The sequence below is a fragment of the Microbulbifer sp. HZ11 genome, assembly GCF_000708675.1.
Classification (GTDB): domain Bacteria; phylum Pseudomonadota; class Gammaproteobacteria; order Pseudomonadales; family Cellvibrionaceae; genus Microbulbifer.
In genome coordinates, this window is sequence record NZ_JELR01000002.1 from 781,257 (window position 1) to 797,742 (window position 16,486).

15 protein-coding genes are annotated in these 16,486 nt (G+C 57.4%); 8 read left to right on the forward strand and 7 right to left on the reverse strand.

All coding sequences use genetic code 11. From position 1 onward, the window contains the following. Positions 1–145 precede the first annotated feature (145 nt). On the reverse strand, positions 146–1,057 hold the full coding sequence (locus tag AU11_RS11010) for a glycosyltransferase (RefSeq protein WP_051687191.1): 912 nt from the start codon (positions 1,055–1,057) through the stop codon (positions 146–148). A 214-nt stretch (positions 1,058–1,271) separates the two neighbouring features. On the opposite strand from AU11_RS11010, the gene AU11_RS11015 reads away from it, so the two are divergent. From AU11_RS11015 to AU11_RS11025, 3 genes are read left to right on the forward strand one after another with little or no spacing between them, the layout of a single operon-like run. Further along, entirely contained in the window at positions 1,272–1,958 is a 687-nt protein-coding gene (locus AU11_RS11015) for a sulfotransferase family protein (protein ID WP_043319374.1), read from the forward strand. A gap of 58 nt (positions 1,959–2,016) precedes the next feature. After that, entirely contained in the window at positions 2,017–2,868 is an 852-nt protein-coding gene (locus AU11_RS11020) for a glycosyltransferase family 2 protein (RefSeq protein ID WP_231491856.1), read from the forward strand. A gap of 42 nt (positions 2,869–2,910) precedes the next feature. Continuing rightward, positions 2,911–3,810 carry a glycosyltransferase family A protein gene (locus AU11_RS11025; RefSeq protein WP_043319376.1) on the forward strand — a complete coding sequence of 300 codons (900 nt, stop codon included), beginning with the start codon at positions 2,911–2,913 and terminating at the stop codon, positions 3,808–3,810. Positions 3,811–3,901: 91 nt separating this feature from the next. On the opposite strand, the gene waaA is transcribed toward AU11_RS11025, so the two are convergent. Further along, positions 3,902–5,296, reverse strand: a complete 1,395-nt coding sequence (gene waaA / locus AU11_RS11030; RefSeq protein ID WP_231491858.1) for a lipid IV(A) 3-deoxy-D-manno-octulosonic acid transferase — start codon at positions 5,294–5,296, stop codon at positions 3,902–3,904. Positions 5,297–5,437: 141 nt separating this feature from the next. Here waaA and AU11_RS11035 point away from each other — a divergent pair, with 141 nt between their 5' ends. Together AU11_RS11035 and AU11_RS11040 are read left to right on the forward strand one after the other, a co-directional pair. Further along, entirely contained in the window at positions 5,438–6,565 is a 1,128-nt protein-coding gene (locus AU11_RS11035) for a glycosyltransferase family 4 protein (RefSeq protein ID WP_043319380.1), read from the forward strand. Beyond that, a complete protein-coding gene (locus AU11_RS11040) occupies positions 6,562–7,221 on the forward strand; it encodes a YrbL family protein (RefSeq protein ID WP_043319382.1) in 660 nt (219 codons plus the stop codon). The genes AU11_RS11035 and AU11_RS11040 overlap by 4 nt, the downstream gene beginning before the upstream one ends. Before the next feature lie 29 nt (positions 7,222–7,250). Here AU11_RS11040 and AU11_RS11045 read toward each other — a convergent pair whose 3' ends face one another. Next, positions 7,251–8,288 (reverse strand): glycosyltransferase, encoded by a 1,038-nt coding sequence (locus tag AU11_RS11045; protein ID WP_043319384.1) that lies wholly within the window; start codon positions 8,286–8,288, stop codon positions 7,251–7,253. After that, positions 8,285–9,127: an ELM1/GtrOC1 family putative glycosyltransferase gene (locus AU11_RS11050; protein ID WP_369797831.1), complete on the reverse strand. Its 843-nt coding sequence runs from the start codon at positions 9,125–9,127 to the stop codon at positions 8,285–8,287. Before AU11_RS11050 ends, AU11_RS11045 begins: the two co-directional genes overlap by 4 nt. A 321-nt stretch (positions 9,128–9,448) precedes the next feature. Between AU11_RS11050 and AU11_RS11055 the strand changes: the two genes are divergently transcribed. Beyond that, positions 9,449–10,474: a glycosyltransferase gene (locus AU11_RS11055; RefSeq protein ID WP_043319391.1), complete on the forward strand. Its 1,026-nt coding sequence runs from the start codon at positions 9,449–9,451 to the stop codon at positions 10,472–10,474. Positions 10,475–10,583: 109 nt separating this feature from the next. Then, a complete protein-coding gene (locus tag AU11_RS11060) occupies positions 10,584–11,933 on the forward strand; it encodes a UDP-glucose/GDP-mannose dehydrogenase family protein (protein WP_043319392.1) in 1,350 nt (449 codons plus the stop codon). 16 nt (positions 11,934–11,949) lie between these two features. Here AU11_RS11060 and AU11_RS11065 read toward each other — a convergent pair whose 3' ends face one another. Next, on the reverse strand, positions 11,950–12,867 hold the full coding sequence (locus AU11_RS11065; RefSeq protein WP_051687192.1) for a glycosyltransferase family 2 protein: 918 nt from the start codon (positions 12,865–12,867) through the stop codon (positions 11,950–11,952). Positions 12,868–13,099: 232 nt separating this feature from the next. Between AU11_RS11065 and AU11_RS11070 the strand changes: the two genes are divergently transcribed. Then, positions 13,100–14,344 (forward strand): O-antigen ligase, encoded by a 1,245-nt coding sequence (locus AU11_RS11070; RefSeq protein ID WP_197023824.1) that lies wholly within the window; start codon positions 13,100–13,102, stop codon positions 14,342–14,344. Between the two features lie 91 nt (positions 14,345–14,435). Here AU11_RS11070 and AU11_RS11075 read toward each other — a convergent pair whose 3' ends face one another. Beyond that, positions 14,436–15,350, reverse strand: coding sequence for a hypothetical protein (locus AU11_RS11075; RefSeq protein ID WP_043319394.1), 915 nt, complete (start codon positions 15,348–15,350; stop codon positions 14,436–14,438). 177 nt (positions 15,351–15,527) lie between these two features. Next, the gene (locus tag AU11_RS11080; RefSeq protein WP_043319395.1) at positions 15,528–16,484 is read right to left on the reverse strand and encodes a branched-chain amino acid transaminase; all 957 of its coding nucleotides are present in this window, start codon (positions 16,482–16,484) and stop codon (positions 15,528–15,530) included. Positions 16,485–16,486: the final 2 nt, after the last annotated feature.

The following is a 16,486-nucleotide window of genomic DNA, read 5'->3' on the forward strand; positions in this document are numbered from 1 at the left end:
GATTCGGGCCTGGACCACCAGGTTCCCAGCCACTGGGTAGCGGCTGAGCTTTAGAAATTTTTACACATTCTACCCGTAGCGACCGCCGCGCCACAGTACTGCCATCCCCCATAGGCCACTTAATGGGAATATTTTTCTGTAGATCTCAGGGTTTTCTCGGTGTTCGCACCTTTCGTTCCAGCCGGTCCAGCAGTTTCAGCCAGCCGGCACCCTGCATGGGGTCATAGGCCCAGGGGGTTTTCAGCCGGCGCTCCGCAGAGAGAAACTCCTCCGCAACCGGCAGGCGCGGTGGCTGTGACTCCTGCAGAACTGCAACCTCTTCTCCCGACATCATGCGCAACGGATAAAACCCACAGCTGCGCACCCACTCACCAAAGCGCAGCGCGAGGGATTTCTGCTTGCCCCGATAAGCGCCACCATTGGGTAGCCACATGGCGAAGGGCGCGCGCATTCTCGCCATGCGGCAAAAAATCTTCGCCGCGCGACGATTATTCACCGACTCGCCCACTTCAAATTCCCAGCCAACACTGCGCAGGCGGGCGACGTCGGCTATCAACAGGGCGGAAAACCAGGTTCCCGTAGAACGTTTGCGGGGATACCAGAACCAGAAGTTGCGCTCTGCATCAAAGCGAAAATCCCGATCCGCGGATTTCTTCAGCGAAATACCGCGCACAAACGCGGGGGAGATAAATCCGAGATCCGGTTGAGCATCAAAGCTTTCTTTTAACCCCTGAATATCGGCTTCGGACAACGGCCGCACCATCTGGGTATCGTCCTGCAGAAAGCACATCAACTCGTCATCGGATGCCATCTCAAACGCGGCCTGCATATTGGCATACAGCCCTCCCAGCTTGTGTCCGGACTCCGCGGTCCGATCGATCACCCGGTGTCGCTTCGCCACTGCCGCCAGCACCTCGCGGGTCTCCGGATCATCGCTCCCATCATCAATGATCGTGAGCCGACATTGGGGTGCGCAGGTCTCGATGGAACTGACGCAGTTTTCCAGATACCGACCACGATTGAACGAAAACACAAAGATATGCATATAACTGCCCATATTCCCATCTCTGTCTTACAGAGAGGCGTCAATTCAGCGCTTGTCTGCAACAAGCCGTCATAAAAAGTTAAGAAGGAAAGCCTATCAAACCTTGAACCAGGTTACTGCAACGGCGGTCCTAAACTGACTAGACTCACCGGATGAGAGCTTTACCGAGAAGGCTTTTCGTCGTACAGCCAAGGATCTGGCCGTTTCACCGCTATTTGAGATCCCTATGACCAAGCGTTTTGTCATTACCGGCTGCGGCCGATCCGGAACCACCTACATCGCCAGGCTGCTCAGTGAACTGGGCTGCCCATGCAATCACGAAGTGTTTTTTACCGGCAGCCGACCGGGGCGCGGCACTGAGCTGATGGCCCGCCTGGGCGCTCGCGAACTGCGCTGGTCGTCACCCACTATCGGTGAAGCTGCCTGGGAAGCCGCCCCCTGGCTGCCCTTGATGCCCGACGATACACATGTGCTGCACCAGCTACGCCACCCCCTGGAGTTTATCCGCTCGCGACAGAAAAAAGGTTGGGTCCACGGACGCTTTCGCAGCCGCCACCTGCCCCATTTCCCGCGCATGAATAAAGCGCGCTTTGCCGCACTGCCCCTCCCGGAGCAGGCTGACTGGCTGGCCAGATTCTGGATCGACTGGAATGCACTGGTTGAAGAGCGAGCGCGAGGAAAGTCCTACCTGCGCTACCGGATCGAGGACTTCGATCTGGCCAAACTGAATGAAATGCTTACCTGGATCCAGTTCCCCCATGACCCGGATACCGTCGAGCAGGTGTTTTCCCAGCTACCGACCAATGTGAACACCCGCGGACAGAAGCGTGACGATATCACCCTAAACCTGCTGCCTGAGGAAACCCGCAGCAATCTGGCCTCCGCTGCCAAGCGTTACGGGTACCACCTGTGAGCCGCAAAAACCTGTACAATTCGCGCGCAGAATTACCGGTATCCTCCGCGGAGAAATAATGAATCAATCCGTCATGAACCTGTCCGTCATCATGACCACCTACAACTCGCCGGAATGGTTAGAGAAAGTACTGTGGGGCTACAGTTGTCAGACTGAGCAGCCACTGGAGGTGATTGTGGCCGACGATGGCTCCGGCCCGGAGACGGGGCAGCTTATCGAGCGCCTGCGCCAGGAGACGGGCCTGGATATTCGTCATATCTGGCAGAAAGACGACGGCTTTCGCAAATGCCGTATTCTCAACAAGGCCATTCTCAGCGCGCGCGGTGATTACCTGGTGTTTACCGATGGCGACTGTATTCCGCGGGCCGACTTTCTCGCCGTGCACAAGCGTCGCGCCGAGCGCGGGTATTTTCTTTCCGGTAGTTACTTCAAGCTGCCCATGAGCACCAGCGAAACCATCAACCGCGACGATATCCTGTCCGGGCGCTGCTTCGATTTCAAATGGCTGTGCAAAAACGGCCTGAACACCCGGCGCAAAACCCTCAAGCTGCGCGCCACACCGCGCTGGGCACCGCTGCTCAACCGCCTCACCCCCACTGCCTGCAACCTGAAGGGCTCCAACGCTTCGGCATGGAAAGAGGACTGCCTCAAGGTCAACGGGTTTGACGAGCGCATGGCCTGGGGTGGCCTCGATCGCGAATTTGGTGTGCGCCTGGAAAATGCTGGTGTCAGACCTCGCCACGTACGTTTCGATGCGATCTGTATTCACCTGGATCACCCCCGCGGCTACGCAGACCCGAAAATCGTCGCGCGTAACAAGGCACTTCGCTTGCGCGTGGCCAAAGAGGGCATCGTCGAAACGCCTCAAGGTATTCGCCAGCTTATCGAGTCCGGCTACCTACCTCAGTAGCTCCCAGCGCACACCAACACACTGTCAACAGAAGCAAATTCAATGAGTGCACCGACAACCAACAAGCACTGGTCCGACCCCATCGTCAGCCGCTTCCTGCGCCTCGCAGCCAGCGGCCTGGTACCGCCTTCACTGTTTCAGAAACCCCTGCCAACAGAGAGTGAACGCGCCGCGCGTACCGGTGTACTGGATATCGAGATTGTCAGCCACTGCTGGCAATACTCGCACTTCCTGATTTACCAGCTGAGCTCACTGGTCCTGTTCCCACCGACCAGGGCCACCGTCACCATGACCGTGTACTACAACCGCGAAGATACCCGCACCGCAGCCGTGCTGGATTTTTTCCGCAGGCAGCAGGTGCCCGGCGTGACCTGGAACTGGTGTGAACTCCCCAAGGAATCCCTGTACCGCCGCGCCATCGGCCGCAATCAGGCTGCCCTTGCCACCAAAGCCGACTGGATCTGGTTTACCGATTGCGACCTGATGTTCCGGGAAAACTGCATCGACCAGCTGGCTGAGCTGCTCCAGGGCCGCAAGGACGCACTGGTTTTCCCAGAACGCGAGCGTATTACCTCGCTGCTGGCGGACGACGACCCGATGCTGAACTTTGACCCTGACAATCTGAGTCTCGCCGACATCGATGACTCCCGCTTTATCGAGCAGACCCGCGACCGCGCCACCGGCCCGCTTCAGATTGCCCACGGTGATATGGCCCGCGCCGGTGGTTACTGTGACTGCCTGCGCTATTACCAGAAGCCCGCTGAACGCTGGTGTAAGGCCCACGAAGACCGAGCTTTCCGCTGGCTGCTGGGCACCCAGGGCACCCCGCTGGCCATCCCCGGTGTCTACCGGATTCGCCATATCAGCAAGGGGCGCTATACCGGCAGTAAGCTGAACACCCAGATCCGCAGCAGCGTGCGGCAGGCCACGGACAAGCACTGAGACACCTCGGTTACGTACACAGCTCGCGCAAAAAAAGCCGGATGCGATCGCACCCGGCTTTTTTTGCGCAGCGCCCCGGGGAAGAGCTGGTTCAGCCTCCTCTTCGCCGCATCAGCAATTCCACTACTTCAATGGTGCGCTCCAAGGCACCGCTATTTTGAGCGGCCACATCCCGCGCGCGCGCACCAGCGGCAATACGCTCATCCCGACTCCCCAACCATTTCCCGACCTCTTCCGCCATCTGCTCGGCATCTTTCACCACTTTCAGTCCACCCACCTCCCGCAGAAGGTCAGACACCATACTGAAGTTATGCAGATGAGGACCAGTAACCACCGGCACCCCCCAGGCAGCGGGTTCAATCATATTGTGGCCGCCCACCGGCACCAGACTGCCCCCCACGAATGCCACATCACAGGCTCCGTAAAAGCGCAGTAACTCCCCCATGGTATCGCCCAGTAAAACCTGGTCCGAGGCCGCCGGCTTCACGCCGTCGCTGCGGCGAACCACATTCAGATCCCGATCCCGGCACAGTCGCGCCACGCCGTCAAACCGTGTGGGGTGACGCGGCACCAATACCAGCAGCAGGTCTGGAAAAGCGCTGCGCAGCTTTTCGTAGGCGTCCAGCACCGCCTCATCTTCACCGGCATGCGTACTCGCTGCCAGCCACACAGGACGGCGCTGGCCGCGCAGATCCTGGCGCCCGGGCTCTCGCCATTGATGCGACAGGGCCTGAGCCTCACTCACCAGGCCCGAGCCGATCTGCAGGTCGAACTTGATATTCCCCACGGTCAGCACGCGTTTTGCTGGCACGCCAAGGGTAATAAAGCGCTCCGCGTCTGCCGGATACTGAGCCACCACCCGGGTAACATGCCCGAGCATTTCCTGACTCAGGCTGGCGAACCGACCGTAGCCGCGCGCGGATTTCGCACTCAGGCGACCGTTCACCAACGCCACCGGCATATCCCGCTTGGCGCACAGCGCCAGCAGGTTCGGCCAGAGCTCCGTCTCCATGCTGACCAGCATATTGGGGCGCAATGCATCGAGAAATGGCGAAAGGCACTCAGGTAGATCGAATGGCAGGTAGTAATGCAGCAGCCGGCCATTGAGGATCGGGTCGAGGGCATCGTGCACCCGCTGTGATCCGGTGGGCGTGGTGGTGGTCACCAGCCATTGCCAGTGATGATGACGTGCCGCCAGCTCCTCGATCAGCGGGATTGCCGCCAGGGTCTCACCCACGGAGACCGAGTGAATCCAGATCAGTGGTGCCCGGCTCGCCCGATCCGGTACCACCCCGAAGCGCTCGCGCCAGCGTCGCCGCGCCCCCGGGCGTGAAGGCACCAGGCCAAAACGCTCGCTCCAGCGCTTGCGATAGGCGGGATCCGCACGTCCGCGCCACCATAGGTGCAATAACATCAGCGGCAGGGCGAGGCGGAAAAACCAGGTGTACAGAAAACGCATCAGGTCAATATCGAAGTTCGGCGACACAGCGCCATGGGGTGTGCAATTGGATTCTTTTCAGGGCACTATTCTACCCCAATATCTACCCCAATCTCGCGCCATGCTGGTGCAACCCCGCTCGGGACTGTGAACTCCCGTCGCGCCGCCTATCAGACCACGGAGTCAACGTTGAAAGTAGTCCAGCTATTACCCGCTCTCAATTCCGGTGGCGTCGAGCGGGGTACCCTGGACCACGCGCGGGCACTGGTACAGGCGGGGCATGAGTCCATCGTGATATCCAGCGGTGGCCGCTTGGTAGAACAGCTGGAGCGCGAGGGCAGCCGGCATATCACCCTGCCAATTCATCAAAAATCCCTGTTCAGCCTGCGGCAAGTGCGGCCGCTTCGCTCGGTGCTCCGCGAGCTGCAGGCCGACATCCTGCATGTGCGCTCACGCATGCCTGCCTGGCTTACCTACCTGGCCTGGAAAAAGTTGCCGCTGGACACCCGCCCGCGCCTGGTGAGTACCGCCCACGGCCTGTACTCCATCAATCGCTACAGTGCGATCATGGCGCGCGCTGAACAGGTGATCGCCATATCTGAATGTGTGAACGATTATTTAAAGCACAACTATTCATCCGCACTGCAAACCGAGCCGGAGGTCATCTATCGCGGTGTCGACACTGATGAATTCTCACTGGATATTCCTCCTCCAGCCGACTGGCTTGAGAAGACACTCAGTGAATTTCCACAGCTGCGCGATCGCCGCTGGCTACTGTTACCCGGGCGCCTGACCCGCTGGAAAGGCCAGCAGGACTTTATCCAAATGGTTGCGAGACTGACCAAGGATCACGCCGATATCCAGGGCGTGATTATCGGCGCAGCGGAAAAGAACAAGCAGCATTTCGCTGACGAGCTGCAAGCACAGGCGGCACGCGCCGGGATTGCCGATCGCATCACTTTTACCGGCCACCGCAGCGATATACGCGAGTGGTACCGCCACGCAACCCTGGTGTACAACCTGTCGAAAAAGCCCGAGCCCTTCGGGCGCACGGTGATCGAAGCCGTGGCGATGGGAACACCGGTGATTGGGTATGGCATTGGCGGGCCGGCGGAATCGCTGCGTATCTGCTACCCACAGGGACTGATACAGAACGGCGACCCCGACCAACTGCTTTCACGTACACGGGAGCTGCTTGCAGCGGCTCCGTCACCGACGCTCAGTCCAGAGTTTACTCTGCACGCCCAGGCGCAAAAAACAATCGCGCTATACCAGAAGCTGCTCACCCAGAAAGAACGAGAGAACACTGCCCGTTGATCGACCTTAGTAACTGTAAGCCTTTCGCAAAAGGAGGCAATCGCAACTGTTTCCGCCACCCCGACTTTCCGGACCGCTGTGTCAAAGTCATGCTGCCGGGCCGGCTTGCGGAACTCCGTGCTCGCGCGCCCTGGTATAAATCCCTGGTGCGAGACAGCCACTTTGATGACAACGCCCGCGAGCTGGCGGGGTATCAACAAAAAGCGCTAAGACATGCGGGACCTGACAGCGCAGTCTGGCAGCACCTCCCCCGCTACTACGGAATCCATGAGACTTCCCTTGGCCCCGGCTCTGTCTCAGAACTGTTCACGGACCAACAGGGGACCCCCGCACCCACGCTGGAAAATTACCTGCAGGATCACGGCCTTGATGGGAGAATCGAAAAAGCGTTGCAACAATTTTCGGACTGGCTGCGAGCGACCGGCGTACTCACCAAAAACCTGTTGCCACACAATTTCGTAGTGATTCCAAAATCTGGGAACTTATCTCTTTACCTGATCGACGGCCTGGGGAGTGCCGCCGCTCTGCCATTGTCCGAACACTTTGAAGTTTCTCGTCAGCGGTATATCAGTCGACGTATTGAGCGCATGTGGAAACGCATTCACTGGGAATTATCAGATCGAAGCATTCCCTGGAAAATCGCGGAGAAATTGTAGCCTCCGATGAAGTGATACTCGGCAACGGCTCACTTACAGGCCGCCTCAGAAGACAGGTATACAGACCAGGTGGCGCGCGCCATTGCATCTACTGTCAGTTGCTCCCGGGCATACTGAAATACTGGCGAGAAGACTTCCTGCAACTCTTGACTATTACCCAGAGCTTTTTCCAGCAAGGCGGTAATCGCGTCGACGGAGACGCTTTCGGCAATAAAAGCGTGCGGCAATAACTCCCGATTACTGCCCACATCCGTGGAAACAACCGGACATCGATTCAGCAATGCCTCGACCACGGTATAAGGGGCGCCCTCCTTGTGAGATGACACCACCATAAATTCAGCAGCCTGCATCCAGGCATTGACATCACTGGAATACCCCACAAAGCGCACGCTGTCGGCGAGTTGTAGGTCTTTCGCCAGACACTCCAGCTGCTGCCGATCAGGCCCGTCGCCCACCAGATACAAGCGGGTATTCTCCGGCCGCACCCGTGCCCAAGCACGCAACAGCAGGTCTATCCCTTTTGCCGGCACCAGGCGGGCTACCGCGAGCACGGCCCTCACGCCTTGTTCACATGCCTGAGGCCGCGGCAATCCCGCTTCCGGTGTATGGGTACCATTGGGTATCACGCTCCACCGGAGCCTAGAACTGGCAATGGCTTTTCGGCTCACAGCGATACGCAGTGGGAATTGGGCCGCTATCCGGTCTTTGGGGTGCGTGATATTGTGGCGCGTGATCACCTTGCGGCCGGGAATCCACCGCCGCAACATGGCCATTACCCCGGCGGCTTTGCCCCCGTGACCGTGCAGCACATCAAATTCACGTTGCCGGCATATCCCTATCAGGCTGACTAGCAATACTGGGTGCCGGCGGCTGCGATCGGTATCCAGTGGAATAAACTGTACCCCGATGGGGCACTGTCTCTGGTATCGCGGATGGGCAATAATCGACACTTTCACGCCCTGACGGTCAGCCTGCCAAGCAGCCAACTCCATCACGTGCTTCTCCAGACCACCAAACTCACTGCTCATAAACAGGTGGCAGACGGTGCGCGGAGGTTGCTCTGTCATTGAGAAAAATCCAGGTTACAGCGGCGGAGTAACGCGCTCGCTATCTGTCGATATTGGTTGAGAGGCTCTCGCCGGATAACAGGGGACTTTGCGGCATCGTCGAGACTGGTGGTCACCAGGCCGAGGTCCACAAGGCGCTGCACCGCCGAATAAACCTTGTTCTTGCGGTGACGCGATGGGAGGTTGAGTATCCCTACTTGCGCGCCACTCTGCAGTGCTTCAAACACCATGGAGATGCTGTCCCGCGTAACCCACACCTGTTCCACAGAAGCCAACTGCTGTTCCAGCCAGCCCGGCTCACACTCACTCCAGGAAACCACATTGAACTCAGGCTGCGCCAACCGCAACAGCGAGGAATCCGGCGAGCGACGACTATCGGCAAGGGTCCAGCGCACAGAACTTGCCGCGAGCTGGTTGATATCCCGCTCCAGCGCCACACAATCCCAGGCAAAGTGCCGACTTGGCCCTCCCAGTAGAATAAGCCCGGTATTCGGTTGCGCCGGGGCCTTCGGCAGTGGACCGGTCAGTGCGCCCAATGTAGTCAGGACGTTCGGCAAAGGTGGTGGGCGGTCGTGCTCGGGGATTACCGCAAAGTCAAACAGGCTAACAGGTAAACTGGGCTTCATCAGCACTACGCTGCGGCCACCAAAGCTCCGTCGCGCTGCGATCATTGGCAAGTGGCACCGGTGACCAGCTCCAATAATGAAGTTGGGCAGCCCGAGCTCCGTCGCTCCCGCTACCTCCAACGCCCGGCGTAGGGCTCCAGGCCGCCACTGATGTAACTGCTCGCAGCTAACATCGCATGACTGCACACCGTCAGAACCCACCAATTCACTCACTCCGTGAAGCAGTGCCGCACTCTGTTTCTCGTGCGCCCGGTTACCGTCGAGAAATCGCCAGATAGTTAGCAAGACGTCAGCCTCATTCGAGCTCTCTGCCGAGACCGAGGGAAGCGGCAGTCATTGGGTGTACAGGTAGCAGTCAGGCCGAAATGCTACCCCAGGGTGCAGGTGAAAATACAGTTTTCCCCATCCGCATCACCTATGGCGGTACGCCGCCTCCACCAATTGAACACCGCTTTCACAGCAGTATAATGCTGCACAACAACCCGTCTGGGCCACAGCGCCCGGCCTGCCGCCTTGCCTGGTTTTGCTTTTCCTATGCGCATTCTTCATATCGACCACCACCAGTACCGCAAGTACGGCCACTTACGGGTCAGCTGGGCGCGGAAGCTTTACACCGGACTGATCCGTGCGGGATACAATGTGCTCGCATTCAGTGACCGCGACGTCGCAAAATTTGAAGCGCCACTGGGTATCCGCGACCTCGGTAGAAAAAAAACCAACATACGCCTAATGCAGACTGTGGATGCATTTCAACCCGAGCTGATCATCTTTGGCCATTGTGACCTGATCGATAACGCGACCTTTCTTGAGATACGCCGCAGACACCCGGATATCATCCTCGCGGGGTGCAACAACGACCCGCTGTTTGTGCCCCGCAACGCCACCAATATCCAATCGCGCTGCGCCGTCGCCGACGCCATGTTTGTGTCCACAGGCATCAGGGACCTAGCACCATTCAGCGGTATTCGGGCAAAACTGTGGCATATGCCGAACCCCGTTGATCCCAGCGAGGAAACCGCTGATGTCAGCAACCTCGCAGGCACTGATCCCACCTTGCAGGCAGATTTGCTTTTTTGCAGCAAATCGGAAAGTCACACCGAGCGTGGAAAGCTGGTTTCCAGATTGAAAACGGCCCTCCCAGGCGATTTCCGTTTCCATACCCCCGGAATGTTCGGTCAGCCGACCCTTTGGGGGCGAGATTACGAACGCAAACTCGCCACTAGCAAAATGGGATTGAATCTCAATCGGCAGGAAGGCTATCAGTGGTACTCTTCCGCGCGTATCGCTCAGATGGCCGGCAATGGCTTGTTGATTCTTACGCACAAAGCCGCCGAGTTTGATGACTTTATGCCGAGCGAGACCCTCGCCTACTTTGACGGCGAAGATACCTTACTCGACCAACTAACCGAATTTCACCATGACGACGCCAAGCGTCGCCATTGGGCGGGCAGATGCAGAGATTTCTTTCATCGGGAAATAAACAACACCCTGTATGCTCAGTACATTGTCGAGGCAGCTACAGGAGCCCGGTTCAGCCACGACTACGTCTGGGCGCAGTAATCCCGTGAAGCAGCACCATTGACACGCTTCACCGCTAAAATTGTATTTTTTGCCGCTGCGCCGCTAATGCTTTGCGTAAGCAGATATCCTTGAAACTGGAGACAGAAGAATGAATGTTACCGTTTTTGGTACCGGCTACGTTGGCCTGGTACAGGCGGCCGTACTGGCAGAGGCAGGCCATCGAGTGGCCTGCATTGATATTGACGAAGACAAGATCGAACGCCTGAAGCAGGGCCACATCCCCATTTTCGAACCGGGACTGGCGCCACTGGTCAAACGCAACAACGAATCTGGCAACCTTAGTTTCTCCACCAGCGCCGCAGACGGTGTAGCGCACGGCGATCTTATTTTTATCGCGGTCGGCACCCCACCAGACGAAGACGGCTCTGCGGATCTGCGCTATGTACTTACTGTGGCCCGCACTATTGCCGAACACATGGACGGCAAGAAGTACATCATCAATAAATCCACGGTACCGGTGGGCACTGCGGACAAAGTGCGCGAAGAGGTGACTCGCACTCTGAAAGAGCGCAACGCACTCAATCTCGAGTTCGATGTAATCTCAAACCCAGAGTTTCTCAAGGAAGGATCTGCGGTAGCGGACTGCATGAAGCCGGACCGTATTATTATCGGCACCTCAGAGAATGCCTCAGAACAGAAGATGCGTCAGCTATACGCACCATTTAATCGCAACCACGACAAGGTGATTGTGATGGATGTGCGCAGTGCGGAACTGGCCAAGTATGCCGCCAACTGTATGCTCGCCACCAAGATCAGCTTTATGAATGAAATGGCGGTGATTGCTGACCGTGTGGGCGCGGATATCGAAGCTGTCCGCCAGGGTATCGGCTCCGACCCTCGCATCGGCTATCACTTTATCTACCCGGGTATCGGCTACGGGGGCTCCTGCTTCCCGAAGGACGTTCAGGCCCTGAAGACTACTGCCGCGCAGCTGGGCATTGAGCCCAAGGTCCTGAATGCGGTCGAAGAGCGCAATCACAGCCAGAAACACTATCTGCTGGACAAGATCGTGCAGCGATATGGCAACGACCTTTCCGGGAAAACCTTTGCCCTGTGGGGGCTGGCATTCAAGCCCAATACCGACGACATGCGCGAAGCCCCTGCGCGGGTGCTGATGGAAGAGCTCTGGCAGCGCGGTGCGCGTGTCCAGGCGTTCGACCCGGAGGCGATGGAAGAGTGCCAGAGAATCTACGGTGCCCGTCCGGACCTGCAGCTGTGTGGAACCAAGGAAAGTGCTCTTGCCAATGCCGAAGCGCTGATCATTGCAACTGAGTGGCAGCAGTTCAAAGCGATTGACGTGGGTGCAGTGACCTCCGGCCTGATAAGCCCTGTCATTTTCGACGGCCGCAATCTGTACGACCCGCTACAGGTCGCAGAATCGGGAATTGAGTATCATTGCGTGGGCAGGCCAGAAATAAACGGCAACATAAACGGTTAGATGGCTGAGCGTGTGCTCAGCTGTGCGTGCGGTAGAAATCCGATCGGGCTCCCATGGAGCCGGTCACGATGCCTGCTGAGCGACAAACCTTCAACCAACTGCGGTAGGCGTCATCCCGGCGGCCACCCAGTTGGAGAAAGGGAATTTTGATAAATGCCGCCAGCAACTGAAAAAAGCCCGAGAGGAGAATACGCAGCCGGCCGCGACCACAGGCCATTTTTTGAACAGCCTGAGTGGTGCCCGCCGAGTACTTGCGCCGCGACTGCCAGCGCACACTCACCCGTTCCCGCGGAATCACTTCGTACACCACGGCTTCCGCACAGAACACGATCTCAATACCCCTCTTCACCACTTCGGTAAAGAAAAGGGTGTCCTCCCCCCCGGCAAACGGGCGGGACTCATCAAATCGCAACCCCAGATCCTGAGTGACCGCTATCGGAATCAGTACATTGTTTGTCGCACAGTACTGCCGCCGCGTTCCTGTGATATAACAATTCCGCTCGTAGAATTCAGCCATTACGGGTGAGGTACCATCCGGTACCCGAGCGCACACACGGCCGCTTACCACACAATTCCCACCCAATTTGAAGGCGCAGCTAACGAGATTCACCAGCCAGGACCGCTCCACCCACTCATCATCATCGATAAACACCAGATAACGGGCTCCGTGCCTATGGGCCTCCTCGATCGCGCGATTGCGAGCACATGGAATACCCCGCCGGGCCTCGCAGTAATACCGCAGCCTCAACGGGAAACTATTGCACAGGCTGGATATCAGAGATTCGGCGCTACCGTTCGGGTCGTTATCAACAATGGAGATCTGGGTTTCCAGAGTATCCGGCAGCGCCATTTGAGACAGACTACTGAGCACATGCTCAAGTTGCCGAGGGCGCCGATAGGTACAAATGGCGATATCGAGTATCGGATTGGACAACTAAAACTCCCGGCCAGACGGCCAAACCTCACAGATCTGAGCCGGAGCCTAACCGCCGCCCAGGAGGAAGTCCAACATACACAGCTCCCGTTAAGTTGCGTCGGCCAGAAAATTACTAAAAGGTTACCAGGGCAGTATTGAAGCCCTCCCCCACGGCAGTATAATTTCGACCCATTATAAAATGGCCGGGCCCCAGACTCCGCCAGTAAACTCCACCTCAATCGGTGACCAGATGTTCGGAACAAGCAGTACCCCTTCAGTCCCCAACAACCCGACGAACATGCTGTTCCGACAAGAAGATTCCCGCTGGCTGTCGTCACTTGTCACATTTGCCGGCGCCGCCCTGATCCTGATCCTCTGTGCATACTACTTCGCCCCCAAGATTGCGCGGGTGCAAACCGCCTTCTACATAACACTGCTCCCCACAACCCTGCTCTTGTTATGTTGGCGGCGAAACTTCCAATTCCTCTGGTCCTGGCAGTTCGCTACTTTCATGTTGCCGCCGTTGCTACTGGCTCTATCAACACTATGGGCGGATAAGACACAAGCCGATGTTTTCCGTGAGCCGGGATACTACTTTAAGCTGGTTGCCTATTTGGCCCTTTTCTATTGCTGCCTCTACTTTGTACTGGAGCAGAAGGGCGAGGCCGCCCTTGAGCGTTGGCTGTTATGGCTGATCCCCGTTGGCCTGGTTTCCGCCATCGCCTCACTGATCATGTATGGGCAAGACGGAGGCTTTACTGACTTCCGCCGAATTGGCGGCATTTCTCTTGAGGGCGACATCGACAAGACGGGAATGCTCTACGGCTTTCACGCACTCTTTTGTTGCTATGGTCTTACGCTTACATCACGTAAATGGCGACTGATTTCAGCGGCCGCACTATTCGCCAGCTGTACCTATATCTTCTTTTCCCAAACCAAAATACCGATCGTCATGGCGATCCTGGCACTGCTGTTCGCGGTCTGTACCCTTGGCAGCAAAGCCGCCAAGGGGATTCTTGTTCTGGTAATCATCGCCGCCGTGCCACTGGGCTACCAACTGATGTTCGGCGAGCTTCCCCTTCTGCAAAGAAGTAACGCCTACTCTATCCGTCTTGAACTCTGGAGCAAGGCGCTGGAAGGCTTCGCACAGTCGCCATGGATCGGTAATGGCCTATCCCACAAGGTATTCCTCGATCTCCACACGACATTACCACACCCGCATAATTACCTGGTGGATATTGCGCGCTTCTGTGGGGTGCTCGGTCTGAGCGCCTTCCTATGGCAATTGGCAGCAGTGGGCCTGACAGTCCTGAAAAACTATCGGCAGATTGACTGGCTGAAAGCGGTATACATTGGTTGGTTCGGTTTCGGCGTACTGGCCATGCTGGTGTATGCCCAGCAACCGCTCACCAAACCGAACTACATGTGGTTTTTCTACTGGATACCGCTTGCCGTACTGTTGGTACTGAGCCAGCTGCGCAATACTCAAAAGTAACAACCTAGGGGGCGGGAGGTGCGATGCCTTTTCAGCAGAATCAGATGAGCAGTACGGCACAAAATTTGTGCCGAAACGCCCCGCCTCAATGTTACGGCACTTCGTTTAAAAACCGATACAAATCGTAGCTCTCAAATACCGCGCGGATTTTACAGTCATTGCCCCCCCTGGAGCGCCAGTTCTCCTGCTGCAGCGCCACTTCTTGAGACCCGTCCACCGTCAAAAAGCGCCCGGACCAGTCCCGGGTATCGGGCAATCTCGCGCAGGGCGTACCCTGCAGTAGACTCATGGCCTTCAGCCATACATCGTCCGCACCGGGGCACAACGTGAGGAATTTGTCCTTGGCGAAAGCGTCGTCGTGCAACGAGCCGGGAAAATACAGCACACCACCGACACCGGTCGGAAATACCAACGGTGAAGACTCGCCGTCGCAATTCTGCCAGCGCCAGTCAGCATACCAGTCGCTGTAGGGTTTCAGCTTGCCGCGCTTATCCAGCTGCATCAGGTGGGCACGATGGCAGTGGATCCAGGTCGGGTTGCGAAGCCATGCGCGGTATAGCTGATCGATCATGTCCGGAGGGTACAGGGTATCGTCGTCGACGGTGATGATCAGGCTGTCCGGATATTTTTCAAACGCGTAGAAATACTTGGTATAGGGGCCGAGGTCCTCGACATAGAAAATCTGCAGCCCGCGCTTCTGCTGACGTATCAGACTCTCGGGTAACTGTCCCTCCGGGAACTGTTCTCGAGACAACCACAGTACCACCACATCCGGTTTCAGCCACTGCTGAAACACGCTTTCCACCGCGTACACCACATTATGGATGCGACGATCGAATGAGGTGAGAGACACAACGATGCTGTGCTCTTTATCGTTTCCGACCCCCATATCACTACAACCAAGCACCTGCTGCTGTAACAGCTGCACCCGGAGCACGGACTCCAACTTGCGGTTATTCACCCGGTCGTGCTTGCGAAGCCGCCCTTTCAACAGACTAGAAAACATACGTTCTGTCCCACACAGCCAATTTCTCTCTCCCGAAACACCTCTCTTTCGATACGCAATATTGTATGGGTAAAGCGAAGACGACTCTATGAAACAGCAATCAGCCGGAAAACGCACAAAAAAAGGGCGGATCCCCGAAGGGTATCCGCCCTTTTTCCGTTGCCGCCGAGCTAAAAATCAGGCCGACGCGGCTACCGCCTCACAGGTCTCATGTACATCACTGAGCCAACCCATATGTGCCTGACTCCTGCCCTGTACCGCATCGAAATACATCTGTTGCAGGCGCTTGGTGACCGGACCGCGACGGCCCGAACCGATGGTGCGGCCATCCAGCATGCGGATCGGCAGGACTTCTGCGGCGGTGCCGGTGAAGAAGGCTTCGTCGGCAATATACACCTCGTCGCGGGTGATGCGCTTTTCCTTCACCTGGTAGCCACACTCGTCTGCTAGCTGTATCACCGACGCGCGGGTAATGCCATCCAGACAGGAGGTCAGTTCCGGGGTGTATATGACCCCATCGCTGACCAGGAAGAAGTTCTCGCCACTGCCCTCGGCCACATATCCTTCCGGGTCCAGCAGCAGGGCTTCTTCACAGCCATTGCGGATGGCTTCCTGCAGGGCCAGCATAGAGTTGATGTAATTGCCATTGGCTTTGGCCTTACACATGGCAATATTTACATGGTGGCGGGTATAGGAAGAGGTATTGACCTTGATCCCCAGCTCGCGGGCCTCCGGGGTCATGTAGCTCGGCCACTCCCAGGCGGCAACAATCACATGGGTCTGCAGGGAATCCGCGCGCAGTCCCATGCCCTCAGATCCGTAAAACACCATCGGGCGCAGGTAGGCCTCCTTTAGGCCGTTCTCTCGCACCACCAGACGTTGCGCTTCGTTGAGCTGTTCTTCGTCAAACGGCATGGGCATGTTCATGATCTTGGCGGAACGGAACAGGCGGCGGGTGTGTTCGTTCAGACGGAAGATGCTGGTGCCGCCATCGGCGGTTTCGTAGGCGCGCACACCTTCGAAAACACCCATTCCATAGTGAAGGGTGTGGGTAAGCACATGAACCCGGGCATCGCGCCAGGGAACCAGCTCACCATCAAACCAGATAACGCCGTCTCGATCGGCAAAAGACATGG

Excerpts from the sequence above, each read along its gene's own strand:
- AU11_RS11010 (WP_051687191.1), bottom strand. The coding sequence starts at position 1,057 with ATGGGCAGTTATATGCATATCTTTGTGTTTTCGTTCAATCGTGGTCGG.
- AU11_RS11015 (WP_043319374.1), top strand. The coding sequence starts at position 1,272 with ATGACCAAGCGTTTTGTCATTACCGGCTGCGGCCGATCCGGAACCACC.
- AU11_RS11020 (WP_231491856.1), top strand. The coding sequence starts at position 2,017 with ATGAATCAATCCGTCATGAACCTGTCCGTCATCATGACCACCTACAAC.
- AU11_RS11025 (WP_043319376.1), top strand. The coding sequence starts at position 2,911 with ATGAGTGCACCGACAACCAACAAGCACTGGTCCGACCCCATCGTCAGC.
- AU11_RS11045 (WP_043319384.1), bottom strand. The coding sequence starts at position 8,288 with ATGACAGAGCAACCTCCGCGCACCGTCTGCCACCTGTTTATGAGCAGT.
- AU11_RS11055 (WP_043319391.1), top strand. The coding sequence starts at position 9,449 with ATGCGCATTCTTCATATCGACCACCACCAGTACCGCAAGTACGGCCAC.
- AU11_RS11060 (WP_043319392.1), top strand. The coding sequence starts at position 10,584 with ATGAATGTTACCGTTTTTGGTACCGGCTACGTTGGCCTGGTACAGGCG.
- AU11_RS11070 (WP_197023824.1), top strand. The coding sequence starts at position 13,100 with ATGTTCGGAACAAGCAGTACCCCTTCAGTCCCCAACAACCCGACGAAC.
- AU11_RS11075 (WP_043319394.1), bottom strand. The coding sequence starts at position 15,350 with ATGTTTTCTAGTCTGTTGAAAGGGCGGCTTCGCAAGCACGACCGGGTG.
- AU11_RS11080 (WP_043319395.1), bottom strand. The coding sequence starts at position 16,484 with ATGTCTTTTGCCGATCGAGACGGCGTTATCTGGTTTGATGGTGAGCTG.